The sequence below is a fragment of the Streptomyces sp. NPDC020807 genome (assembly GCF_040641575.1).
Taxonomy (GTDB): Bacteria; Actinomycetota; Actinomycetes; order Streptomycetales; family Streptomycetaceae; genus Streptomyces.
The window spans coordinates 206,145-230,077 of record NZ_JBFADU010000003.1; the positions used below are offsets into that span (position 1 = coordinate 206,145).

The following is a 23,933-nucleotide window of genomic DNA, read 5'->3' on the forward strand; positions in this document are numbered from 1 at the left end:
TCAGGACACCTTCTTGGCGTTCTCCAGGGCCTTCGCGAGGTCCTCGAGGAGCGGGGCGCACTTGGCGTACGAGTAGATGGGCTCGGTCACGCGCGGGATGACCTGGCCGGCCTTGACGGCGGGCAGGGCGGCCCAGGTCGGCTTCGACTTGAGCTGCTCCGGCTGGAGGGTGCCGGTGCGGTTGTCGAGCATGATGACGTCGGCCTTGTACTTGTCGACGTTCTCCCAGCTCAGACCCTCGAACCAGCCGCCCGCGTCCAGCTTGTTCGGGACGACGAGGTTGACGCCGAGCTCCTTGAAGAAGAGCGTGTCGGTCGGGCGGACCGGGGTGGAGACGTAGAACAGGTCGGGGGAGCCCGAGCCGATGAGGACCTTGATGTCCTTCTTGCCCTGGGCGGCCTTGCGGACGCGCTCGGCGGCGGCCTCGAAGCGGGCCTTGTCCGCCTTGATCTGGGCGGTCTCGACGTCGGCGCCGAGGGAGGCGGCCAGGTCGGCGTGGCGCTGGAGGACGGTCGGCATGGAGTTGTCCGCGGCCCACAGGGCGACGCTGGGGGCGACCTTGAGGATCTTCTCCTTCTGCTCCGCCGGGACGTACCAGAGGTCGTTCTTCTCCCACATGTCCGTGACGAGGAGCTCGGGCTGGAGCTTGAGGTACTCCTCGATCTTGAACTCGCCCCAGACGTTGCCGATGACGCCGACCTTGTTGATGTCGAGGTCGCCCGCCTGGACGTCCGGCTTGCGCTGCTTGGTCTTCGGGTCCTCGACGTAGGTCGGGCCGAAGACGCCGACGGACTCGACGCCGAAGTCCTTGAGGGCGGCGGCGGTGCCGGTGAAGGCGACGATCCGCTTCGGGGTGGTCTTCGCCTTGGCGACGACGCCGCGGTCGTCCTTGAACTCCCAGGCGCCGGACTTCGCCGGGGCGGTGGCGGAGGAGGAGCCCTTCGGGGAGGAGGAGTCCTTGGTCTCGCCGCCGCAGGCGGCCAGCGCGGCACCGAGCCCGAGGACGCTGCCGGCGGCGATCAGGCCGCGGCGGGTGAGAAGGGTGGCTCGGGCGTTGCGGGGCATGGCGGAGTCGCTTTCGGTACGTGCCGGTATCAGCCGGCCGGACTAAGTCGAAGGTAGGTTAGCCTAACCAAATTTTCTGGGGTAGTGGTGGGGGCGAGAGGTCTGGGTCACAGGGGGGTCCGGAGTGCCCCCGGAGGGCGCCGCGGGAAACGCCGGAGCCCGCCGCCCCCTGACGGGACGACGGGCTCCTGGGGCGGTCGGCGGCGTCAGGCCGACAGGCCCAACTCCCTTGCGATCAGCATCCGCTGGACCTCGCTCGTGCCCTCGCCGATCTCCAGGATCTTCGAGTCGCGCCACATGCGGGCCACCGGATACTCGTTCATGAAGCCGTAGCCGCCGTGGATCTGGGTCGCCTCGCGGGCGTTGTCCACGGCCACCGTGGAGGAGTACAGCTTCGCGATGGCCGCCTCCTTCTTGAACGGCTCGCCGAGCACGAGCCGCGAGGCCGCGTCGCGCCAGCCGATGCGGGCCATGTGCGCCTTCGTCTCCATGTCCGCGATCTTGAACTGGATGGCCTGGTTGTCGGCGATCGGCCGCCCGAAGGCCTGCCGCTCCTTCGCGTACTTCACCGACTCGTCCACACAGCCCTGGGCGAGGCCCGTCGCGAGCGCGGCGATGGCGACCCGGCCCTCGTCGAGGATGCGGAGGAACTGGGCGTAGCCGCGGCCCTCCTCGCCGACCAGGTTCTCCACCGGGACGCGGACGTCGGAGAAGGACAGCTCGCGCGTGTCCGAGGCGTTCCAGCCGACCTTCGAGTACGGGGCGGCGACGGTGAAGCCCGGGGTGCCGGACGGGACGATGATCGAGGAGATCAGCGGACGGCCGTCGGGCTTGCGGCCCGTCACGGCCGTGACCGTGACCAGGCCCGTGATGTCCGTACCGGAGTTGGTGATGAAGCACTTCGAGCCGTTGACGACCCACTCGTCGCCGTCCCGGACGGCCGTCGTGCGGGTGCCGCCGGCGTCGCTGCCCGCACCGGGCTCGGTGAGGCCGAACGCGCCGAGCACCTCGCCCGCGCACAGCTTCGGCAGCCACGTCCGCTTCTGCTCCTCGGTGCCGAAGAGGTAGAGCGGCATCGCGCCGAGCGAGACGCCCGCCTCCAGGGTGATGGCGACGGAGGAGTCGACGCGGGCCAGCTCCTCCAGGGCGATGCCGAGGGCGAGGTAGTCGCCGCCCATGCCGCCGTACTCCTCGGGGAACGGCAGGCCGAACAGGCCCATGCGGCCCATCTCGGCGACGATCTCGTACGGGAACTCGTGGCGCTCGTAGTAGTCGCCGATCTTCGGGGCGACGACGTCGTGCGCGAAGGCCTCGACGGTGCGGCGGAGTTCCTGGTGCTCTTCGGAGAGCCGGTGGTCGAGGGACATGGGCGGTGTCACTCCTTGTGGGAGAGGGCGCGGACGGTACGGGAGGGGCTGGGCCGCCCCAACTGCTCGGCCATCCATCCGCTCGTGGCGGTCAGGGCGGCCAGATCGACCCCGGTCTCGATGCCGAGGCCGTCGAGCATCCACACGAGGTCCTCGGTGGCGAGATTGCCGGTCGCGCTCTTCGCGTACGGGCAGCCGCCGAGGCCGCCCGCGGAGGCGTCGACCGTGGTCACCCCGTGGCGCAGGGCCGCCAGGGTGTTGGACAGGGCCTGTCCGTACGTGTCGTGGAAGTGCACGGCGATACGGGAGGTGGGGACCCCGGCGTCGCCCAGCGCCGTCAGGAGGGCCTGGACGTGGCCGGGGGTCGCGACGCCGATGGTGTCGCCGAGGCTCAGCTCGTCGCAGCCCATCTCGACGAGGGCCTTCGAGACGCGGACGACCTGCTCGATCGGGACGGCGCCCTCCCAGGGGTCGCCGAAGCACATCGAGAGGTAGCCGCGGACGCCGAGCCCGGCCTCTATGGCGCGGATGACGGTCGGGGCGAAGAGCGCGAGGGCCTCGTCGACGGTGCGGTTGAGGTTGGCCTTCGCGAAGGACTCGGTCGCCGAGGCGAACACGGCGATCTCGCGGACGCCGAGGGCGAGCGCGCGGTCGAGGCCGCGCTCGTTCGGCACGAGGACCGGGAGGCGGACCGGCAGGTCGCGGACGAGGGGGAACAGCTCCTCCGCGTCGGCGAGCTGCGGCACCCACTTGGGGTGCACGAAGCTCGTGGCCTCGACCGTCGTCAGGCCCGCGGCGGCGAGCCGCCGGACGAACTCGGCCTTCACGGCGGTCGGGACGGCCGTCTTCTCGTTCTGCAGACCGTCGCGCGGGCCGACCTCGTGGATGCGGACCCGCTTCGGAAGCGTGGGGTCGGGCACGGCCATGGGCAGGCTCATCCCGCCGCCTCCTCGTCCTTCGCGGAGTCCTCGCGCGGGGTGACGACCGCGAGGACCTGGTCCATGGCGACGGTGGCGCCGGGGGTGACGTCGAGCTCGGTGACGGTGCCGGCGTGCGGGGCGGAGATGACGTGCTCCATCTTCATCGCCTCGACGACGAGCAGGCTCTGCCCGGCCTCGACCTCGTCCCCGACGGCCACCTTCACGACGGTGACGGTGCCGGGCATCGGCGCGGCGAGCGTGTCGGCACCGCCGTGCCGGGCGCCGGTGAGGGCGGCGGCGACCGGGTCGTGGTCCTGCACGTGCCAGGAGTCGCCGTCCCGGCCGAGCCAGGCGCCCGCGCGGCGGAAGTGTTGGGAGACGCCGTCGACCGTCACGGTCACCCGGGTGTCCGTGACCCGGCCGTCGGCCGGGGCCTCCACCGTCACCGGCTCGTGGCCCGCGATCCGGAACGGGAACGCGAGCGGCTTCGGCACGCCGCCGACGCGCCACCCGCTGGGCACGTCGAACGGGTCGGTCCAGCCGTCCCGGGGAGCCGGGGCCAGCCCGGCGCGGCGCACGGCGGCCGCCGCCGCGTACACCTCCTCCGGGACGCCCGACGGGATCAGGGCGTCCGCGTCGCGCTCGACCAGGCCGGTGTCCAGGGCGCCCGCGACCACGTCCTCGTGGGCCAGCAGGCGGCGGAGGAAGCCCGCGTTCGTCGGGACGCCGAGGGTGACCGTGTCGGCCAGGGCCGCGCGGAGCTTGCGCAGGGCCGTCGGGCGGTCGGCGGCGTGGACGATGACCTTGGAGAGCATCGGGTCGTAGAGCGAGGAGACCTCCGTACCCTCGCTCAGGCCCGAGTCCGTGCGGACCCCGTTCCCCGACGGCTCGTCCAGGGCGAGGACCGTGCCACCGGAGGGGAGGAAGCCGCGGGACGGGTCCTCCGCGCAGATGCGGGCCTCGATCGCCCAGCCGGTCAGGGTGATGTCGTCCTGGGCGAAGGGGAGGGGCTCGCCGGCGGCGACGCGCAGCTGCCACTCCACCAGGTCCACGCCCGTGATCAGCTCCGTCACCGGGTGCTCGACCTGGAGGCGGGTGTTCATCTCCATGAAGTAGTACGAGGACGGGTCGCCGCCCGGAACGATGAACTCGACCGTGCCCGCGCCGACATAGCCGCAGGAGCGCGCCGCCTCGACGGCCGCCGCGCCCATCGCGGCGCGGATCTCCGGGGTCAGGAGGACGCTCGGCGCCTCCTCGATGATCTTCTGGTGGCGGCGCTGGAGGGAGCACTCGCGCTCGCCGAGGTGGACCACGTTCCCGTGGGTGTCCGCGAGGACCTGGATCTCGATGTGCCGGGGGCGGTCGATCCACCGCTCCACGAGGAGCGTGTCGTCGCCGAAGGAGGAGCGCGCCTCGCGGCGGGCCGCCGCGATCTCGTCGCCGAGGACGGACAGGTCGCGGACGAGCCGCATGCCCTTGCCGCCGCCGCCCGCGCTCGGCTTGAGCAGGACGGGCGCGCCGAGTTCGCGCGCCGCGGCCTCGATCTCCGGGTCGGCCGCGCCGGGGACGACGGGCACGCCGGCCTTCTTCACCGTCTCCTTGGCGCGGATCTTGTCGCCCATGAGCGAGATCGCCTCGGCCGACGGGCCGATGAAGACGAGACCGGCCTCGGCGCAGGCGCGCGCGAAGCCCGCGTTCTCCGCGAGGAAGCCGTAGCCGGGGTGGACCGCCTGCGCGCCCGTGCGGCGGGCCGCGTCGAGGAGCGCCGGGACGGAGAGGTACGACTCCGAGGCCGGCGGCGGCCCGATCCGGACCGCCGTGTCCGCCTCCCGTACGTGCCGGGCGTCCGCGTCCGCGTCGCTGTGGACGGCCACCGAGCGGACGCCGAGCGCCCGCAGGGTGCGGATGACGCGGACCGCGATCTCGCCCCGGTTGGCGACGAGGACCGTGTCGAACATCTGCTGCATCTCCTGGGGTCCCTTACATCCGGAAGACGCCGAACTGGGGTTCTCCCAGCGGCGCGTTGGCACAGGCGGTCAGCGCGAGACCGAGTACCTGACGGGTGTCCGTCGGGTCGATGACCCCGTCGTCCCAGAGCCGGGCGCTCGCGTAGTAGGCGCTGCCCTGGGTCTCGTACTGCTCGCGGATCGGCGCCTTGAACGCCTCCTCGTCCTCCGTGCTCCACCCGTCGCCGAGCTGGTCGCGCTTGACCGTCGCGAGGACCGAGGCGGCCTGCTCGCCGCCCATGACGGAGATCTTGGCGTTGGGCCACATCCACAGGAAGCGGGGGGAGTACGCCCGGCCGCACATCGAGTAGTTGCCCGCGCCGTAGGAACCGCCCACGACCACGGTCAGCTTGGGGACCCGGGTGGTCGCCACGGCCGTGACCATCTTCGCGCCGTGCTTCGCGATGCCGCCGTGCTCGTACGCCTTGCCGACCATGAAGCCGGTGATGTTCTGGAGGAAGACCAGCGGGATGCCGCGCTGGTCGCACAGCTCGATGAAGTGCGCGCCCTTCTGGGCGGACTCGGCGAACAGGATGCCGTTGTTGGCGACGATGCCGACCGGGTGGCCGTGGATCCGGGCGAAGCCGGTGACCAGCGTCTGCCCGTACTCGGACTTGAACTCCTGGAAGCGGGAGCCGTCGACGACCCGGGCGATGACCTCGCGGACGTCGTACGGGGTGCGGGAGTCCACCGGCACCGCGCCGTACAGGCCGGCCGGGTCGACCTTCGGCTCCTCGGCCGGCTCGACCGACCAGGGGAGCGGGCCGCGCTCGGGGAGCGTCGCCACGATGTTCCGGACGATCCGCAGGGCGTGGGCGTCGTCCTCGGCGAGGTGGTCGGTGACGCCGGAGATCCGCGAGTGGACCTCGCCGCCGCCGAGCTCCTCGGCCGTCACGACCTCGCCCGTCGCCGCCTTCACCAGCGGCGGTCCGCCGAGGAAGATCGTGCCCTGGTTCCGGACGATCACGGCCTCGTCGCTCATCGCCGGGACGTACGCGCCGCCGGCCGTGCACGAGCCCATGACCGCCGCGATCTGCGGGATCCCGGCTCCGGACATGCGGGCCTGGTTGAAGAAGATCCGGCCGAAGTGGTCCCGGTCGGGGAAGACCTCGTCCTGCATCGGCAGGAACGCGCCGCCCGAGTCGACCAGGTAGAGGCAGGGGAGACGGTTCTCCAGGGCCACCTCCTGCGCCCGGAGGTGCTTCTTCACCGTCATCGGGTAGTACGTGCCGCCCTTGACGGTCGCGTCGTTGGCGACGATCACGCACTCGCGCCCGCTGACCCGGCCGATGCCCGCGATCACACCGGCGGCCGGCGCCTGGTCCCCGTACATCCCGTTGGCCGCGAGCGGGGCCAGCTCCAGGAAGGGCGAGCCCGGGTCGAGGAGGGTGTCCACCCGGTCGCGCGGCAGCAGCTTCCCGCGCGCCGTGTGGCGCGCCCGGGACTTCTCGCCGCCGCCGAGCGCGGCCTGCGCGAGCTTGGCGCGCAGGGTCGCGGCCAGCTCGTGGTGAGCGGCCTCGTTGGCCTGCCAGGCCGCGGACGCGGGATCAGCCGCGCTCGTCAGCACAGGTGCCTGCTGCATCCGTCGAGCTCCCTTGCTCGGTCTGTGCGGTCTACGCTGCCCACTCGGTTAATGAGCGTTAACGTACGGCGCCCAGGTTAACGAGCGCTAACCGCGTTGTCTAGAATCGAATCCATGACCACGAGCCCCACGAGCGCCCCGACCCGACGCGAGCAGATCCTCAAGGAGGCCGCCCGCCTGTTCGCCGAGCGCGGCTTCCACGGGGTCGGCGTCGACGAGATCGGGGCGGCCGTCGGGATCAGCGGCCCCGGGCTCTACCGGCACTTCGCCGGCAAGGACGCGATGCTCGCCGAACTCCTCGTCGGCATCAGCGAGCGCCTCCTCGACGGCGGACGCGTCCGGGTCGAGAAGGCCTCCGGCGCCCCCGAGGCCGTCCTCGCCTCCCTCGTCGACGGGCACATCGACTTCGCCCTCGACGACCGGCCGCTGATCACCCTCCACGACCGCGAGCTCGACCGGCTCAAGGAGGAGGACCGCAAGCGGGTCCGGCGGCTCCAGCGCCGGTACGCCGAGCTGTGGGTGACGGTCGTGCGGGAGCTGTACCCGGCCTCGCCCGAGGACGAGGCGCGGACCGCCGTCCACGCGGTCTTCGGCCTCCTGAACTCGACCCCGCACCTCGCGGCGCTCGACCGCCGCGAGATGGAGGAACTGCTGCGACGGCTCGCCCACGGAGCCTTCGGCGCGCTCGCCTCGGCCTGAGCCGGGCGCCGGTCCCGCCAGACGGAACGGGTTCCCCGTACCGCCCGGCCCTCCGACAGAATGAACCCCATGCCGATACTCAGCCGCGCCGCCCTCGTCGAGCACCTCGTCCGCACCCGGATCGCGGGAGACGTCGCCACCCCGCGCGACAACAACCTCGCGCACTACAGAAGGCTCGCCAACGGCGACCGGCACTACTGGTTCGGCCTGGAGCTCGGCGACCGCTGGACCGACGAGCAGGACGTCCTCGCCGTCATGGCCGAGCGCTGCGGCGTCGTCGACGACCCCGCCCACCGCGTCGGCCAGGACACCATCGACCCGGAGCTGACCGTCGACGGCCTCGACCGGCTCGCCGCCCGGCTCCGCAAGGCCGCCGCCGGCCGCGAGCGGGTCCTCTTCGCGACCGGCCACCCGGGCTCCCTCGTCGACGTCCACAGCCGGATCGCCGGCGCGCTGCGCGCCCGGGGCTGCGACGTCGTCAGGATCCCCGGCGGGCTCGTCGCCGACGAGGGGTACGTCGTCCAGTTCGCCGACGTCGCCGTCTTCGAGCGCGGCGCGACCCTGTGGCACACCCACTCCCCGGAGCCGATGAACGCGATCCTCGACGCGCTCGGCGAGGACGGGCGGCCGGACCTCGTCGTCGCGGACCACGGCTGGGCGGGCCGCGCGGGGCAGCGCGGGATCGACTCCGTCGGGTACGCGGACTGCAACGACCCCGCCCTCTTCATCGGCGAGCAGGAGGGGACCATGCAGGTCACCGTCCCGCTCGACGACCACGTCGTCGACCCCCGGTTCTACGAGCCGATGACCGCGTACACGCTGGCGGCGGCCGGCCTCGCCTGAGCCTTCGCGGGCGCTCGCGAAGCCGGCCCTCACAGGTCCGGCGGCCGCTGCGTCAGGCCCGGCGTCGGGTCCAGGTAGACGTGCCGGACCGCCGGGAACCGCTCGCGGAGCCGCTTCTCGGCATCCTCGCAGGCCCACTCGATCTGCTCGGCCGACGCCATGTCCCGGAAGTCGATCTTCGCGGCGACGAGGACCTCGTCGGGCCCCTGGATGAGGGTCGTCAGTTCCATGACGTCGACCACGTGCGGGACCGTGAGCAGCTGCTCGCGGACCGCCCGGCGCAGGGGCTTCGGCAGCGGGCGGCCGATGAGCAGCTGCGCGTTGGAGCGGCCGAGGACCCAGGCCACGTAGACGAGCAGGCAGCCGATGAGGATCGAGGCGACGCCGTCCCAGACGCCGGAGCCGGTGATCTGCCCGCCGAGGAGGCCGCCGGCCGCGAGCATGAGGCCGGCGAGGGCCGCCGAGTCCTCCATGACGACGGCCTTGGTCGTGGTGTCGGGGGTGAGGCGGAGGTACGTGGCGAAGGGGGCCTTCATCCGCTCGGCCTCGCCCCTGGTCTGCCTGACCGCGGTCCGGAGGGAGTACCCCTCCAGGAGGAACGAGATCCCGAGGACGACGTACGAGATCGTGGGGTCGCCGAGCTCCTCGCCGTGGACGAGCGTGTGGATGCCGTCGTAGAAGGCGAAGACCGCGCCGCCGACGAAGGTCGCGACCGCGGCGAGCATCGCCCAGACGTACCGCTCGCCGCCGTACCCGAGGGGATGGTCCTCGTCGGCCGGCTTCTCGCTGCGCTTCAGCGCGGTGAGCAGCATGAACTCGGTGACCGTGTCGGCGACCGAGTGGGCGGCCTCGGAGAGCATCGCGCTCGATCCGCTGATGACGCCGGCGACGGCCTTGGCGACGGCGATCCCGAGGTTCGCCGCCGCCGCCACGATCACCGTGAAGGTGCTCTCGCTGTTGCCCTTGTTCTCCGTGGGGGCGCCCGCGCCGCCGTGTTCCGCCATGTATCGGACGGTATGTCCGATCATCAGCGCGGCACGCGAACGACACCCTCCTGAATCACGGAGATCGCGAGCTTCCCGTCCTGCGTCCAGATCCTGGCCTGGCCGAGGCCGCGCCCGGCGGAGGCGGAGGGCGACTCCTGGTCGTAGAGGAGCCATTCGTCGGCCCGGAAGGGCCGGTGGAACCACATCGCGTGGTCGAGCGAGGCGCCGACGACGTCCCCCACGGCCCAGCCGCCGCGCCCGTGCGCGAGAAGGACGGAGTCGAGCAGCGTCATGTCGGAGACGTACGTGGCCAGGCAGACGTGCAGCAGGTGCTCGTCGGCGAGCTTGCCGTTGGTGCGGAACCACACCTGCGACCGCGGCTCGCGCGGCTCCCCGACCGAACCCCACGGCGGCGTGTCGGCGTACCGCAGGTCGACCGCGGCCCGCGCCTCGACGAGACGGTTCGCGACCTCCTTCGGCAGGTGCCGGGGAAGCATCTCGGCGGCCGTCGGCAGGGACTCGGGGTCCGGCGCGGACGGCATGCCGACCTGGTGGTCGAGCCCCTCCTCGTACGCCTGGAAGGAGGCGGAGAGGTGGAAGATCGGGTGGCCGTGCTGGACGGCGACGACCCGGCGGGTGGTGAAGGAACGGCCGTCGCGGATGCGGTCGACCGTGTAGACGATCGGCGCGCCCGGGTCCCCGGGCCGCAGGAAGTACGCGTGGAGCGAGTGCGCGAGCCGGTCCTCCGGGACCGTGCGCCCGGCCGCCACCAGCGCCTGGGCGGCCACCTGGCCGCCGAAGACGCGGGGGACGATCGAGGCACGGGACGCGCCCCGGAAGATGTCCTGCTCGATCCGCTCCAGGTCGAGCAGGTCGAGCAGGTCATCCAGTGCCGAAGGTGCAGCGGGCACTTAGAGGCCCATGCTCTTGGCGATGATCGACTTCATGATCTCGCTGGTGCCGCCGTAGATGCGGTTGACGCGGTTGTCGGCGTACAGGCGGGCGATCGGGTACTCGTTCATGTAGCCGTATCCGCCGTGCAGCTGGAGGCAGCGGTCGATGACGCGGTGCGCGACCTCGGTGCAGAAGAGCTTGGCGCTCGCGGCCTCGGCCGGGGTCAGCTCGCCCGCGTCGAGGGCCTCCAGGGCGCGGTCGGCGACGGCCTCGGCCGCGTCCACCTCGGCCTGGCAGGCGGCCAGCTCGAACTTGGTGTTCTGGAACGAGGCGACCGGCTTGCCGAAGACCGTGCGGTCCGTGACGTACTGCTGGGCGAAGCGGACGGCGGCCTTGGCCTGCGCGTAGGCGCCGAAGGCGATGCCCCAGCGCTCGGAGGCGAGGTTGTGGCCGAGGTACGAGAAGCCCTTGCCCTCCTCGCCGAGGAGGTCCTCGACGGGGACCTTGACGTCGACGAACGCGAGCTCGGCGGTGTCGGAGGTGCGCAGGCCGAGCTTGTCGAGCTTGCGGCCGATCGAGTAGCCCTCGGACTTGGTGTCCACGGCGAAGAGGGAGATGCCGAAGCGGCGGTCCTCGGCCGAGGGGGCGGAGGTGCGGGCGCAGACGATCACGCGGTCGGCGTGGACGCCACCGGTGATGAAGGTCTTGGCGCCGTTGAGGACGTAGTGCGTGCCGTCCTCGGAGAGCTTGGCGGTGGTCTTCATGCCCGCGACGTCGGAGCCGGTGCCCGGCTCGGTCATCGCGAGGGCCCACATCTCCTCGCCGGTGACGAACTTCGGCAGGAAGCGCTTCTTCTGGTCGTCGGTGGCGAGCATCTTGATGTACGGGAGGGCGAGCAGCACGTGCACGCCGGAGCCGCCGAACTGGACGCCCGCGCGCGAGGTCTCCTCGTAGAGGACGGCCTCGAACTTGTGGGTGTCCAGGCCCGCGCCGCCGAACTCCTCGGGCACGTTGATGCCGAAGATGCCCAGCTCGCCGAGCTTGTCGTAGAACTCGCGGGGCGCCTGGCCCGCCGCGAACCACTCGTCGTAGACGGGGACGACCTCGGCCTCGATGAAGGCGCGGATGGTCTCCCGGAACGCCTCGTGGTCCTCGTTGAATACGGTACGGCGCACGGTACGACTCCTCCGGTGTGCGGGGCGGGCCCAAATTGTCTAAGCGCTTGCTCAGGGTTGTGGATACGAAGTTACCGACCGGTCAACCCCTCTGTCCAGACTCCTCGCCTGTGATCCAGGCCCGTCCCTCGGAGTCGTACCGGTGGACGGGCCGCCCACCCGCCCCGCTCGTGCGGAAGGGGAGGCCGTCCTCGTCCCCGATCCGGACCGTGCCCCGACGCCCCTCCGAGCTCCACTCCAGCTCCAGGAACCAGCGGCAGTCGCACCCCGTCGCCCCCGCCGACACGAGCAGCTCCTCCGGTTCGGCCGCGTTGACCACGTACGGGAAGGAGACCGCCGGGAGCGTCCGGCCCTCCTCCCCGGAGGCGTCGTAGCCGTCCACCGCCCGCGCCACGGGCCGCGGCCGGTCCAGGTCCACCTCGAAGAGGCGCGGCGTCACTGCCCCGCCGCACCCGTCGTCCGTCCGGTACGCCGCCCACGGCAGCGGCGCGGACCGCTCCACCACGCGCACGTGCAGCGACTGGAGCACCACGGCCGCCGCGCTCTTCCCCTGCACCGACACCCGCACCAGCGTCTCCCCGCCGTCCACGGCCCCCTGCGCCGTCGCCCAGCTCCGCGCGTCGGCGGCCTCCGGCGGGGGAGGGGGCGTCCGCTCCACGAGGTAGGTGTGCCCGCACCCGTACTTCCAGAGGGACGAGGAGACCGTCCACGTCAGTGGCGGTGGGGGTGGCGGCGGCGGTGCGGCGGTCCGCTCCCGGGTCTTCCCGGGCAGGAGTACGGCTCCGAGGGTCACCGCCCCCACGACCGCCAGCGCCCCGCCGACCAGGCCCGCCCGGCCCCAACGAAGCCTCCGCCACGCGGACGGGAGGCGCGGCACGCGCGCGTGCACGGGTGCCGGTTCTGGTGCCGATTCCGGCACCGGAGGGCGGCGGGCGGCGTCCGCGCGGGTCCAGGCCGCCTCCAGGGCCCGCCGCTCCTCCGCGTCCGCCCCGCACAGCACGGCGAGGCGGTCGACCACGGCGAACCCCTCCGGGACGGTCGCGCCGGAGCAGTAGCGGTGGAGGGTGGACGCGCTGACGCCCAGGCGCCGGCCCAGCGCCTCGTAACTCCGCCCGTCCCGCGCCTTCAGCGCGCGCACGAGCCGCGCGAACTCCTCGACGGCGGCGTCCTTCGGCATGTCGTCCCCCTCGGCCCGGCGTCCCACCCTTCACGTCCTTGCACGTCAGCAGGGGTGGAATGGTTCCGGGACGGAGCGCGGGCGCGTCACCGTTGCGGGGGGCGGACGACGGCCCGACGCTGGTGGAGCGCAGACGCACTGACGCACCGACCGAACGACCCACGGGGGATCCACCACCATGAACAAGCTCCGCACCGCACTCGCCACCGCGGCCGCCGCCGCCCTCGGCCTCGCGGCCCTCGCCACCGCCCCGGCGCAGGCCGCCGCACTGCCGGCCTTCCTCTCCGCCTCCCAGATGCCGCCGTCGTCGACGCCGTGGACCGCCACCGCGATCTTCGCCGGCGTCCCGGAGAACGGCGGCGTCCTCTGCGCCCCGTACAAGATCCCGGCGCAGAACACCCGCTACCGCGAGTTCAGCACCGAGCTCGACACCAACGGCGTCCAGGTCACCACCGTCGCCCGCACCGAGGCCGACGCGGTGAAGCTGGTCGACACCCTGCGCAAGGCCCTCGCCGGCTGCGGTCCTCTCCTTGAGCAGCAGAACCCGGGCCTGAAGGCCGTCAGCGCCTCCCACGGCAGCATCGCCGTCGAGGAGGGCGCCTGGGTCTACAGCCTGGACACCGCCGACCCGCAGATCGGCAACACCGACATCCACCTCTTCGCCGTCGGCCGCGACGGCCGCACGGTCACCCTCGTCCGCTGGGGCCAGATGGGCGACCTCGCCGACGCCCCGCTGACCGCCTTCCGGACGACGACGAAGACGGCCGTCAACAAGCTCTACTGACGCGCTGCCCACCGGCGCAGCGCGAACCACAGCTCCATCCGTACGTCGGGGTCGTCGAGGTCCCGGTCGAGGAGCGAGGCGCAGCGGACGATCCGCTGCCGGACGGTGTTGCGGTGGACGTCCAGCGCCGCCGCCGTCCGGTCCCAGCCGCCGTGCAGCGAGAGCCAGACCCGGAGGGTCTCGGCGAGCGGTTCGGTGAGCGGGGCGAGGAGGGCACGGGCGTACGCGGCGGCCTCGTCCCCGTCCACCAGGGCGTCGAGGCCGCCCGGCCGGTGCCGGACCAGGGGCACCCGGGTGGCCTCGGCCCGCCGCAGCGCCCGCCCGGCCTGCGCGTCGGCGGCGGGCAGCTCGGCGGCCTCGACGGGTGCGGAGACCCCGAGCGTCCAGCCGGGCGGAGCGACGACCTCACCGCCGGAGGCCAGCAACAGCCGCAGGACCGGGCCGACGGGGCCCGTGCCCCGGCCGGCGGCGTCCGAGCCCGTGTCCACCAGCGCCGTCCCCAGCGCCGCCGCCAGGCTCGCCGCCGCGAACGGGGTGCCGTCGCCGCCCCGGGCGTGGACCACCGTCCACGGGCCGGCTCCGAGCGCGGCCGCGGCCTCCGCCGGGGGCGCGCCCAGGAGGAGCCGGACCAGGGCCCCTTCCCGTACCGTCGCGTCCGCGCCCCGATGGGGGGCGGTCAGCAGGGAGAGCAGGACCACCGCGACGCCCGCGACGGTGTGGTCGCCGGGGGCGAGCCGCTCCGTCGCCACGCCGAGCGCGAGGCCCTCCCCGCCGCCGAGCGCGTACGCGGCGAGCCGCAGCCCGCCGCCGTCGCCGCTCGCCGACGCGGGCGCCCGCGTCGTGGCCTCGCCGACGACCCCCGCGAGGTCGCGCAGGGCCCGTGCCGCCTCGGCGGGGATCTCCCGGCCGGCCGCGAGGGACACCGCGCCGTCCGGGTCGAAGAGCACCGCCCGCCCGCCGAGCCGGGACGCGAGCGCGCCGAGCACCGCCGGGACCGGCGCGGGCCGGGCCGCCGCCCGAGCCAGGGCCTGCTGGGCCTCCGTCACCCGCCGCAGCTCGCGCGTCCTGGCCTCGGCCATCAGCCGCCACAGCGCGCGGGCCACGGCCGTGAACGGGGTCCGCGGCGGTACCTCCACGAGCGGCAGGCCGTGCCGCTCGCACGCCTCGACCAGCTCCGCCGGGACCGTGTCGTACACCGGCGTCACCCCGAAGCCGAGCGCCGCCGCTCCCGCCTCCACCACCCGCTCCACGAACCGAGCGGGTTCGGTGAGCTGCACGCCGGCGGTCAGGAGCAGCTCGCCGCCGAGGAGGTACGGGTACGGGTCGGCCATCTCCGAGGTGTGCACCCAGTGCAGCGGCGCGTCCTCGGGCCCGGCGAGCAGCCGGAGGCCGAGGTCGGGGCGGTGGAGGAGCGCGGAGAGGGGGACCGGGGGCGCCGGGGGAGCGGCGGCCGGTTCCGTGGGGGACGTCGACATGGGTCCATTCGTACACCCCTCGCTCGTACAGTGGATGAAGTGTCCACTTCTCCGCCCCTTTCGTGGCACTTACCGTCGAGCGCGAAGCGATCCTCGGACACCCCCACCCACCCCCAGGAGGCCCCGGCCATGAGCAGCAGCGACCAGAACACCCCGCGCGGCCCGATCGACTCGTCCCGCGTCCCGCGGTACGCCGGTCCCGCGACGTTCGCCCGTCTGCCGCGGCTCGACGAGGTCGGCACCGCCGACATCGCCGTGGTCGGCGTCCCCTTCGACAGCGGCGTCTCCTACCGCCCCGGCGCCCGCTTCGGCGGCAACGCCATCCGCGAGGCCTCCCGTCTGCTCCGCCCGTACAACCCGGCGCAGGACGCCTCCCCGTTCGCCCTCGCGCAGGTCGCCGACGCCGGTGACATCGCCGCGAACCCGTTCAACATCAACGAGGCCGTCGAGACGGTCGAGGCCGCCGCCGACGAGATCCTCGGCACCGGCGCCCGCATGATGACCCTCGGCGGCGACCACACCATCGCGCTGCCGCTGCTGCGCTCCGTCGCCAAGAAGCACGGCCCGGTCGCCCTGCTCCACTTCGACGCGCACCTCGACACCTGGGACACCTACTTCGGCGCCGAGTACACCCACGGCACGCCGTTCCGCCGGGCCGTCGAGGAGGGCATCCTCGACACCGAGGCGCTCTCCCACGTCGGTACGCGCGGCCCGCTGTACGGCAAGCAGGACCTCACCGACGACGAGAAGATGGGCTTCGGCATCGTAACCTCGGCCGACATCTACCGCCGCGGCGCCGACGAGGTCGCCGACCAGCTGCGCCAGCGCATCGGCGACCGCCCGCTGTACATCTCGATCGACATCGACTGCCTCGACCCGGCCCACGCGCCCGGCACCGGCACCCCCGAGGCCGGCGGCATGACCTCGCGCGAGCTCCTGGAGATCCTGCGCGGCCTGTCCTCCTGCAACCTGGTCTCCGCCGACGTCGTCGAGGTCGCCCCGGCCTACGACCACGCCGAGATCACCGCCGTCGCCGCCTCGCACACCGCGTACGAGCTGACGACGATCATGAGCCGCCAGATCGCGGCGGGCCGCGCCGCCGAGGCGAAGTAGGCCTCTCACCCCGCGCGAGCCGCGAAGTAGCCTCGGGAGGGCCGGGACCCACCGCACAGGGACCCGGCCCTCCCGCCCGTCCGCCCGCCGAGCCACGCCCCGAGGGACCTCATGACCCACGACCACGACCTGGTGCTCCGGCCCACCGCCGCCCAGACCGAGGCGGCCCTGAACCCGCCGCCCGGCCGCATCGGCGGCGACCTCGTCGTCGAGACCCTCGCCGGGCTCGGGGCGACCACCGTCTTCGGTCTGCCCGGTCAGCACGCCCTCGGCATGTTCGACGCGCTGCGCCGCTCGTCGCTGCGGTACGTGGGGCTGCGCGTCGAGAACAACGCGGGCTTCGCGGCCGACGCGTACGGCCGGATCACCGGCGAGGCGGCCCCGCTGCTGCTCTCCACCGGCCCCGGCGCGCTCATGTCGCTCGCCGCGCTCCAGGAGGCGGCCGCCGCCTCCGCGCCGGTCCTCGCGATCGGCAGCCAGATCCCGGAGGCCGGGCTCGGCGGCGGGCGCCACGGCTACCTGCACGAGCTCCGCGACCAGCAGGCCTCGTTCCGGGACGTCGTGAAGTCCGTCCACCTCGTCCGTACGCCCTCCCAGATCCCCTCGGCGATCGCGGCGGCCTGGGAGTCGGCCCTGACCGCCCCGCACGGGCCGGTCTGGGTGGAGATCCCGCAGGACGTGCTCCTCGCCGAGACGATCCTGCCGGTCGTCACCGCGATCGACGCGACGCCCGAGGAGGCCGCGCCGCGCCCCGAGCTGACGGCGCTCGCCGCCCACCTGCTCACGAACGCCGAGCGTCCGGCGATCATCGCGGGCGGCGGAGTCGTCCGCTCCGACGCCTCCGGCAAGCTGCGGCAGCTCGCCGAACGCCTCTCCGCCCCCGTCGTCACGACCTTCGGCGGCAAGGGCGCCTTCCCCTGGAACCACCCGCTGTCGCTCCAGTCCTGGCTGGAGGACCGCCACACCACCGACTTCCTCGAAGACGCCGACGTCCTCCTCGTCGTCGGCTCCGGCCTCGGGGAGATGTCCTCGAACTACCGGACGTTCGCGCCGCGCGGCCGCGTGATCCAGATCGAGGCAGACTCGGGCAAGCTGGAGTCCAACTACCCGGCCCTCGGCATCCACGCCGACGCCCGCCTCGCCCTCCAGGCGCTCCTGGAGACGGTCGGTCCGCGCGAGGACCCGACCGCCCCCGAGCGGGTCGCGGCCGTCCTCGGCAAGGTCGGGGAGCGGATCGACGCCCAGGGCCTCGACCTGGAACAGCGGGTCGTCGCCGCCGTCCGCGAGGCGCTCCCGGCCCGGGCGCCGAGCTTCTGGGACATGACGATCCTGTCGTACTGGGCCTGGTCGGCCTTCGACGCCCGGCACCCGAACACCATGCACTCCGCCCAGGGCGCCGGCGGCCTCGGCTACGCCTTCCCCGCCGCCCTCGGCGCGGCCGTCGCCGACCCCTCGCAGCCGGTCCTCGCGGTCTCCGGCGACGGCGGCGCGATGTACTCGATCGCCGAGCTCGCGACGGCGAGGCAGTACGGCCTCGACGTGACGTGGCTGATCGTCGACGACGGCGGCTACGGCATCCTCCGCGAGTACATGACCGACGCCTTCGGCGCGACCACGGGCACCGAGCTGACCCGCCCCGACTTCGTCGCCCTCGCCGAGTCCTTCGCGGTCCCCGCCGTCCGCACCACCCCGGAGACCCTGGCGGCCGACCTCGCGAAGTCCCTCGCCACCCCCGGCCCGTCGGTCGTCGTCCTCCCGGCCCTCCTGAGGATGTTCGAACCGACCCACCTGTGACCTCCGATCCGTGAGGTGCGCGGCGGGCCGTGGTCCTAGGACCACGGCCCGATCTTTGTGAACGCGGGATGAAATGGCACGTCGGCCGTGTTGGGGCTTCCGGTAGAGCAGGACGGACGGGAGGCCACTCGTGGCGGCGGTGGGGCAGAAACAGGCGGCGGAACGGCAGCAGGGGTGGGCGCGCAGGCTCACGGGGTACGCGTGGCGGTACAAGGCGAACACCCTCCTCGCCCTCGGGTCCTCGCTCGTCGGCATGGCCGTGCTCGCGCTCGTGCCGCTCGTCACCAAGGTGATCATCGACGACGTCATCGGGACGAAGACCCGTGACCTCGGCCTGTGGACCGGGCTCCTCATCGGCGCAGCCGTCCTCGTCTACGTGCTCACGTACATCCGCCGCTACTACGGCGGCAAGCTGGCCCTCGACGTCCAGCACGACCTCCGCACCGACATGTACGGGACCATCTCCCGGCTCGACGGGCGGCGGCAGGACGAGCTGTCGACCGGGCAGGTCATCGGCCGCGCCACCAGCGACCTCCAGCTCATCCAGGGCCTCCTCTTCATGCTCCCGATGACCATCGGGAACATCCTGCTCTTCGTCATCTCGCTCGCCGTCATGGCCTGGCTGTCGATCCCGCTGACGCTGGTCGCGCTCGCCGTCGCCCCCGCCCTCTGGTTCATCGCCAAGCGCAGCCGTACCCGCCTGCACCCCGCCACCTGGCACGCCCAGCAGCAGGCGGCCGCCGTCGCCGGCGTCGTCGACGGGGCCGTCACCGGCGTCCGGGTCGTCAAGGGCTTCGGCCAGGAGGACCAGGAGACCGGCAAGATCCGCGAGGCCGGGCGGAAGCTCTTCGCCGGGCGCCTGCGGACGATCCGGCTGAACGCGAAGTACACCCCCGCCCTCCAGGCCGTCCCCGCCCTCGGCCAGGTCGTCGTCCTCGCGCTCGGCGGCTGGCTCGCCCAGCGCGGACAGATCACGCTCGGCACCTTCGTCGCCTTCTCCGCCTACCTGGCCTCCCTCGTCGGCCCGGTCCGCATGCTCGCCGTGGTCCTCACCGTCGGCCAGCAGGCCCGCGCGGGCGTGGAGCGGGTCCTCGACCTCGTCGACACCGAGCCGGCCATCGAGGACGGCACGAAGGAGCTCCCGGCCGACGCGCCCGCGACGGTCGAGTTCGACGACGTGTCGTTCGGGTACGAGGGGGCCAACGGCAAGACCAGCCCGGTCCTCGACGGGTTCTCGCTCTCCATCCGGCCCGGCGAGACCGTCGCCCTCGTCGGCGCCTCCGGTTCCGGCAAGTCGACCGTCTCCCTCCTCCTGCCCCGCTTCTACGACGTCGGCCACGGCGCCGTCCTCGTCGGCGGCCACGACGTCCGCGAGCTCACCCTCGACTCCCTGCGCGCCGCGATCGGCCTCGTCCCCGAGGACTCCTTCCTCTTCTCCGACACGGTCCGCGCCAACATCGCGTACGGCGTCCCGGACGCCACCCGGGAGCAGGTCGAGGCGGCGGCGCGGGCCGCGCAGGCGGACCGTTTCATCGCCGAGCTCCCCGAGGGGTACGACACCAAGGTCGGCGAACACGGCCTCACCCTCTCCGGTGGCCAGCGCCAGCGCGTCGCCCTCGCCCGCGCGATCCTCTCCGACCCCCGGCTCCTCCTCCTCGACGACGCGACCTCCGCGATCGACGCCAAGGTCGAGCACGAGATCCACGAGGCCCTGAAGTCGGTCATGGCGGGCCGCACGACCCTGCTCATCGCCCACCGCCGCTCCACCCTCGGCCTCGCCGACCGCATCGCCGTCCTCGACGGGGGACGCCTCTCCGACATCGGCACCCACGAGGAACTGGAGGCCCGCTCCGCGCTCTACCGCCGCCTCCTCACCGACCCCGACGAGCTCGGCGCCGTCTCGCCCGGCCACGCGCTCCCGGCCGACGGCCCCGAGGGTGCCGAGGACGCCGCCCTGCGCGCCGAGCTCGACGCCGAGTTCGACGCCGAGCGGGGCATCACCCCGGCCCTCTGGGTACGGGAGGACGGCGCCGCCGACCGCGAGAGCGACGCCCCGGGAGCCACGCCCGAGCTGCTGGCCGCCGTCGAGGCGCTGCCGCCCGCCACCGACACCCCCGACGTCGACGAGGTCCGCGCGGTCTCCCCCGAGGACACCTACGGCCTGCGCCGCCTCCTCAGCGGCTTCGGACTCCCGCTGCTCATCAGCCTCGGCCTCGTCGCCCTCGACGCGGGCATGGGCCTCCTGCTGCCGGTCCTGATCCGGCACGGCATCGACGAGGGCGTGAACCGGCTCGCGCTCGGCGCCGTCTGGGCGGCCTCCGCGCTCGCGCTCCTCACCGTCCTCGTCCAGTGGGCGGCGCAGACCGCCGAGATCCGGATGACCGGCCGCACCGGCGAGCGCGTCCTCTACGCCCTGCGCCTGAAGATCTTCGCCCAGCTCCAGCGGCTCGGTCTCGACTACTACGAGCGCGAGCTCACCGGCCGGATCATGACCCGGATGACGACCGACGTCGACGCGCTCTCGACCTTCCTGCAGACGGGCCTGGTCACCGCGTTCGTCTCCGTCGTCACCTTCTTCGGGATCATGGTCGCGCTGCTCGTGCTCGACCTCCAGCTCGCCCTGGTCGTCTTCGCGACCCTGCCGGTCCTCGCCGTCGCCACGTACTTCTTCCGCCGGTCGAGCGTGAAGGCGTACGAGCTGGCGCGCGAGCGGATCGGCGTCGTCAACGCCGACCTCCAGGAGACCGTGTCCGGCCTGCGCATCGTGCAGGCGTTCCGCCGCGAGCGGGCGGGCGTGGAGCGGTTCGGCACGCGCAGCTCCGAGTACCGCGAGGCGCGCGTCCGGGGCCAGTGGCTGATCTCGGTCTACTTCCCCTTCGTCACCCTGCTCTCCTCGGTCGCGGCGGCCGCCGTGATGATCGTCGGCGCGAACCGCATCGAGGCCGGCACCCTCACCACGGGCGCGCTCGTCGCCTACCTCCTCTACATCGACCTCTTCTTCTCCCCCGTCCAGCAGCTCTCGCAGGTCTTCGACGGCTACCAGCAGGCCGCCGTCTCCCTCACGCGCATGCAGGAGCTCCTCCAGGAGCCGACCTCGACGGCGCCGGCCGCCGAGCCGAGGGACGTCCGCGAGCTGCGCGGCGAGATCGCTTTCGAGGACGTGTCGTTCGCGTACGGCGACGAGGAGGAGGCGCTGACGGGGATCGACCTGCGGATCCCCGCCGGGCAGACCGTCGCCTTCGTCGGCGAGACCGGCGCGGGCAAGTCCACCCTGGTCAAGCTGGTCGCCCGCTTCTACGACCCGACCGGCGGCCGGGTCACCGCGGACGGCACCGACCTGCGGGAGCTCGACCTGACCGCCTACCGCCACCGGCTCGGCGTCGTCCCCCAGGAGGCGTACCTCTTCCCCGGGACGGTCCGCGACGCCATCGCGTACGGCCGTCCGGGCGCGAGCGACGCCGAGGTGGAGGCGGCGGCCCGCGCGGTCGGCGCCCACGACATGATCGCCACCCTCGACGGCGGCTACCTCCACGAGGTCGCCGAGCGCGGCCGGAACCTGTCCGCCGGTCAGCGGCAGCTCATCGCGCTCGCCCGCGCCGAGCTCGTCGACCCGGACGTCCTGCTCCTCGACGAGGCCACGGCGGCCCTCGACCTCGCCACCGAGGCGCAGGTCAACCAGGCCACCGAGCGGCTCGCCGGCCGTCGTACGACCCTCGTCGTCGCCCACCGTCTGACGACGGCCTCGCGCGCGGACCGGGTCGTGGTCATGGACCACGGGCGGGTCGCGGAGGACGGCACGCACGACGAGCTGCTCGCCCTGGGCGGGCGGTACGCGGCGCTGTGGAGCACGTTCATCGGCGAGGCGGAGGAGACCGGGAGCGAGGAGGCGGAGCCGGAGCGGGTCTGACCCCACCGGCCCGGAGGCAACCATTCCGGGTGCTCGTGCGTCGTACGCCCGTACGACGCATCGACACGCCCGGGAGGGGCCCATGCCCAAGGACACGCCTGACGCACCGCCGCACCGCCTCCGCCGCCGGCTGCTCGCCCGTGTCCTCGGCCCCCTCCTCGCAGCCCTCGCCCTGCTCCTCGTCCCGCTGCCCGGACTCGGCTCCGGCGGCGCCGCCGGCATCGGCCCCGGAGCCGGCACCGCCGAGGCCGCCTCCGTCTGCCAGGGCCGCCCCGCCAGGACGTACACCTTCGCCACCGGCGAGCTGCGCCTCTACCGGACCCGCCACTACGCCTGCGCCACGACCGTCGCCAAGGGTCCCGCCGCCCGCCGCCCCATGACGGTGTCGCTCCAGCCGCGCGGCGGCCGGGCCGCCGTTCGGTCCGGCAAGTTCACCCGGCAGGCGGGCCCCGTCACGGTCCACGCGCTCAACCGCTGCGTCCGCGCGTACGGTTCGGTCTCCGGCAAGGGCAAGTCCACCGTCTGGATCCTCTGCTGAAGCACAGGAAAGTCCAAAGGTAAGGAGCGTTTTGCTCTGGCGGTCCGCACGGTGCCCCCGCTAGGTTCGCGTCACCGTTGTGAACCAAGGGGAGGACGCATGCGCAAGTCGCTCAGATGGCTGGTGTCGCTTTCGGTGCTGATAGGCACCGTCGGCTCCACGGGCGTGGCCACCGCCGCGGACACGGAGACCGACGCCACGGCCGTCGCCGACGCGCAGTCCGCGGAGGCGCAGAGCGCGGACATCAAGGACCGCATCCTGGCGATCCCCGGGATGAGCCTGATCGAGGAGAAGCCGTACGCCGGTTACCGCTTCTTCGTCCTGGAGTACGAGCAGCCGATCGACCACCGGCGCCCCTGGCAGGGCACGTTCAAGCAGCGGCTCTCGGTCCTGCACAAGGACACCGGGCGCCCGAACGTCTTCCGCACCAGCGGCTACGGACTGAGCACCACGCCCAGCCGCGCCGAGCCGACGCGGATCGTCGACGGCAACCAGATATCCATGGAGTACCGCTTCTTCACGCCGTCCCGCCCGCAGCCGGCCGACTGGTCGAAGCTCGACATCTGGCAGGCGGCCAGCGACCAGCACCGCATCTACCAGGCGCTGAAGACGATCTACGGCAAGAACTGGCTGTCCACGGGCGGCTCGAAGGGCGGCATGACCGCCACGTACTACGAGCGCTTCTACCCGCGTGACATGGACGGCGTCGTCGCCTACGTCGCCCCGAACGACGTGGTGAACAAGGAGGACTCGGCCTACGACCGGTTCTTCGAGAACGTCGGCACCGAGGAGTGCCGCGACCGGCTCAACGCCATGCAGCGCGAGGCGCTCGTCCGCCGCGAGCCGCTGGAGAAGAAGTACAAGGCGTGGGCCGAGTCCGAGGGCGCGACCTTCAACACGATCGGCTCCCTCGACCGCGCGTACGAGGCCGTCGTCCTCGACTTCGTGTGGGGCTTCTGGCAGTACTACGGCGAGAGCGTCTGCTCCGAGATCCCGGACGCGGCGACCGCGACCGACGACGTCGTCTACGACACGATCGACGCGTACTCCGGCTGGTCCGCCTACACCGACCAGGGCCTCGAGTACTACACGCCGTACTACTACCAGGCGGGCACCCAGCTGGGCGCGCCCACCATCCAGCAGCCGCACCTGGACGGCCTGAGCCGCTACGGCTACCAGCCGCCGCGCAACTTCGTCCCGGGCGACATCCCGATGAAGTTCCAGCCGCAGGTCATGCGGGACGTCGACGACTGGGTCCGCAAGAACGCGCACCACATGCTCTTCGTCTACGGCCAGAACGACCCGTGGGGCGCCGAGCCGTTCCGCGTCGACAAGGGCGCGCGCGACAGCTACGTCTACACCGCCCCGGGCATGAACCACGGCGCCAACGTCGCCGGTCTCGTCCCGGCCGAGCGTGACGCGGCCACCGCCCGCATCCTGGAGTGGGCCGGCCTGTCCGCCCCGACGGTCCAGGCGGCGGAGCCGCTGGCGCGCTTCGACGCCCGGATCGACAAGAAGGTCGACGAGGACGTGGAGCGGGGCCACGGCCTGCGGCCGTAACCCCTTCCGCACGACAGGTGCCCGGCGGCCGTCCGTGAGGACGACGCC

The 23,933-nt window shown here is 73.0% G+C and carries 18 protein-coding genes; 8 read left to right on the top strand and 10 right to left on the bottom strand.

Translation table 11 applies throughout. The features are described from left to right. The 5 genes from AB0G79_RS06545 to AB0G79_RS06565 all read right to left on the bottom strand — a co-directional run bounded on the left by AB0G79_RS06545 (position 1) and on the right by AB0G79_RS06565 (position 6,940). The gene (locus AB0G79_RS06545; protein WP_360801086.1) at positions 1–1,065 is read right to left on the bottom strand and encodes an ABC transporter substrate-binding protein; all 1,065 of its coding nucleotides are present in this window, start codon (positions 1,063–1,065) and stop codon (positions 1–3) included. A 206-nt stretch (positions 1,066–1,271) separates the two neighbouring features. Next, positions 1,272–2,432, bottom strand: coding sequence for an acyl-CoA dehydrogenase family protein (locus tag AB0G79_RS06550; RefSeq protein WP_360801088.1), 1,161 nt, complete (start codon positions 2,430–2,432; stop codon positions 1,272–1,274). 8 nt (positions 2,433–2,440) lie between these two features. Next, entirely contained in the window at positions 2,441–3,370 is a 930-nt protein-coding gene (locus tag AB0G79_RS06555; protein ID WP_360801091.1) for a hydroxymethylglutaryl-CoA lyase, read from the bottom strand. After that, complete coding sequence (locus AB0G79_RS06560) at positions 3,367–5,319, bottom strand: biotin carboxylase N-terminal domain-containing protein (protein ID WP_360801094.1); 1,953 nt, start codon at positions 5,317–5,319, stop codon at positions 3,367–3,369. The genes AB0G79_RS06555 and AB0G79_RS06560 overlap by 4 nt, the downstream gene beginning before the upstream one ends. 13 nt (positions 5,320–5,332) lie before the next feature. After that, the gene (locus AB0G79_RS06565) at positions 5,333–6,940 is read right to left on the bottom strand and encodes a carboxyl transferase domain-containing protein (RefSeq protein ID WP_360801097.1); all 1,608 of its coding nucleotides are present in this window, start codon (positions 6,938–6,940) and stop codon (positions 5,333–5,335) included. A 114-nt stretch (positions 6,941–7,054) separates the two neighbouring features. On the opposite strand from AB0G79_RS06565, the gene AB0G79_RS06570 reads away from it, so the two are divergent. Next, positions 7,055–7,639, top strand: coding sequence for a TetR/AcrR family transcriptional regulator (locus tag AB0G79_RS06570; protein WP_360801100.1), 585 nt, complete (start codon positions 7,055–7,057; stop codon positions 7,637–7,639). Between the two features lie 69 nt (positions 7,640–7,708). Beyond that, positions 7,709–8,482, top strand: coding sequence for a phosphatase (locus tag AB0G79_RS06575; RefSeq protein ID WP_360801103.1), 774 nt, complete (start codon positions 7,709–7,711; stop codon positions 8,480–8,482). A 29-nt stretch (positions 8,483–8,511) separates the two neighbouring features. Here the strand turns inward: AB0G79_RS06575 and AB0G79_RS06580 are convergent, their stop codons facing one another. The 4 genes from AB0G79_RS06580 to AB0G79_RS06595 form a co-directional block, all read right to left on the bottom strand. After that, a complete protein-coding gene (locus AB0G79_RS06580) occupies positions 8,512–9,486 on the bottom strand; it encodes a cation diffusion facilitator family transporter (RefSeq protein WP_360801106.1) in 975 nt (324 codons plus the stop codon). A gap of 23 nt (positions 9,487–9,509) precedes the next feature. Then, entirely contained in the window at positions 9,510–10,379 is an 870-nt protein-coding gene (locus tag AB0G79_RS06585; protein ID WP_360801109.1) for an acyl-CoA thioesterase II, read from the bottom strand. Further along, a complete protein-coding gene (locus tag AB0G79_RS06590; RefSeq protein WP_360801112.1) occupies positions 10,380–11,537 on the bottom strand; it encodes an acyl-CoA dehydrogenase family protein in 1,158 nt (385 codons plus the stop codon). Positions 11,538–11,619: 82 nt separating this feature from the next. Next, positions 11,620–12,714, bottom strand: coding sequence for a helix-turn-helix transcriptional regulator (locus AB0G79_RS06595; protein ID WP_360801115.1), 1,095 nt, complete (start codon positions 12,712–12,714; stop codon positions 11,620–11,622). 178 nt (positions 12,715–12,892) lie between these two features. Between AB0G79_RS06595 and AB0G79_RS06600 the strand changes: the two genes are divergently transcribed. Further along, positions 12,893–13,498: a hypothetical protein gene (locus AB0G79_RS06600; protein ID WP_360801118.1), complete on the top strand. Its 606-nt coding sequence runs from the start codon at positions 12,893–12,895 to the stop codon at positions 13,496–13,498. On the opposite strand, the gene AB0G79_RS06605 is transcribed toward AB0G79_RS06600, so the two are convergent. After that, a complete protein-coding gene (locus tag AB0G79_RS06605) occupies positions 13,492–14,973 on the bottom strand; it encodes a PucR family transcriptional regulator (protein WP_360801120.1) in 1,482 nt (493 codons plus the stop codon). The genes AB0G79_RS06600 and AB0G79_RS06605 overlap by 7 nt on opposite strands. Positions 14,974–15,102: 129 nt before the next feature. Here AB0G79_RS06605 and speB point away from each other — a divergent pair, with 129 nt between their 5' ends. From speB to AB0G79_RS06630, 5 genes are all read left to right on the top strand, one after another. Continuing rightward, a complete protein-coding gene (gene speB, locus AB0G79_RS06610) occupies positions 15,103–16,086 on the top strand; it encodes an agmatinase (RefSeq protein WP_360801123.1) in 984 nt (327 codons plus the stop codon). A 111-nt stretch (positions 16,087–16,197) separates the two neighbouring features. Then, positions 16,198–17,880, top strand: a complete 1,683-nt coding sequence (locus tag AB0G79_RS06615; RefSeq protein WP_360801126.1) for a thiamine pyrophosphate-binding protein — start codon at positions 16,198–16,200, stop codon at positions 17,878–17,880. A 130-nt stretch (positions 17,881–18,010) separates the two neighbouring features. Further along, entirely contained in the window at positions 18,011–21,787 is a 3,777-nt protein-coding gene (locus AB0G79_RS06620; protein WP_360801129.1) for an ABC transporter ATP-binding protein, read from the top strand. Positions 21,788–21,869: 82 nt separating this feature from the next. Continuing rightward, the gene (locus AB0G79_RS06625) at positions 21,870–22,325 is read left to right on the top strand and encodes a hypothetical protein (protein ID WP_360801132.1); all 456 of its coding nucleotides are present in this window, start codon (positions 21,870–21,872) and stop codon (positions 22,323–22,325) included. A 99-nt stretch (positions 22,326–22,424) separates the two neighbouring features. Then, the gene (locus AB0G79_RS06630; RefSeq protein WP_360801135.1) at positions 22,425–23,885 is read left to right on the top strand and encodes an aminopeptidase; all 1,461 of its coding nucleotides are present in this window, start codon (positions 22,425–22,427) and stop codon (positions 23,883–23,885) included. Positions 23,886–23,933: the final 48 nt, after the last annotated feature.

Bases quoted from the DNA above. Each gene is read 5' to 3' on its own strand.
- AB0G79_RS06595 (WP_360801115.1), bottom strand. From the start codon at position 12,714: ATGCCGAAGGACGCCGCCGTCGAGGAGTTCGCGCGGCTCGTGCGCGCG.
- AB0G79_RS06570 (WP_360801100.1), top strand. From the start codon at position 7,055: ATGACCACGAGCCCCACGAGCGCCCCGACCCGACGCGAGCAGATCCTC.
- AB0G79_RS06625 (WP_360801132.1), top strand. From the start codon at position 21,870: ATGCCCAAGGACACGCCTGACGCACCGCCGCACCGCCTCCGCCGCCGG.
- AB0G79_RS06550 (WP_360801088.1), bottom strand. From the start codon at position 2,432: ATGTCCCTCGACCACCGGCTCTCCGAAGAGCACCAGGAACTCCGCCGC.
- AB0G79_RS06600 (WP_360801118.1), top strand. From the start codon at position 12,893: ATGAACAAGCTCCGCACCGCACTCGCCACCGCGGCCGCCGCCGCCCTC.
- AB0G79_RS06560 (WP_360801094.1), bottom strand. From the start codon at position 5,319: ATGCAGCAGATGTTCGACACGGTCCTCGTCGCCAACCGGGGCGAGATC.
- AB0G79_RS06575 (WP_360801103.1), top strand. From the start codon at position 7,709: ATGCCGATACTCAGCCGCGCCGCCCTCGTCGAGCACCTCGTCCGCACC.
- AB0G79_RS06615 (WP_360801126.1), top strand. From the start codon at position 16,198: ATGACCCACGACCACGACCTGGTGCTCCGGCCCACCGCCGCCCAGACC.
- AB0G79_RS06580 (WP_360801106.1), bottom strand. From the start codon at position 9,486: ATGGCGGAACACGGCGGCGCGGGCGCCCCCACGGAGAACAAGGGCAAC.
- speB (WP_360801123.1), top strand. From the start codon at position 15,103: ATGAGCAGCAGCGACCAGAACACCCCGCGCGGCCCGATCGACTCGTCC.
- AB0G79_RS06545 (WP_360801086.1), bottom strand. From the start codon at position 1,065: ATGCCCCGCAACGCCCGAGCCACCCTTCTCACCCGCCGCGGCCTGATC.
- AB0G79_RS06555 (WP_360801091.1), bottom strand. From the start codon at position 3,370: ATGAGCCTGCCCATGGCCGTGCCCGACCCCACGCTTCCGAAGCGGGTC.
- AB0G79_RS06605 (WP_360801120.1), bottom strand. From the start codon at position 14,973: ATGTCGACGTCCCCCACGGAACCGGCCGCCGCTCCCCCGGCGCCCCCG.
- AB0G79_RS06565 (WP_360801097.1), bottom strand. From the start codon at position 6,940: ATGCAGCAGGCACCTGTGCTGACGAGCGCGGCTGATCCCGCGTCCGCG.
- AB0G79_RS06630 (WP_360801135.1), top strand. From the start codon at position 22,425: ATGCGCAAGTCGCTCAGATGGCTGGTGTCGCTTTCGGTGCTGATAGGC.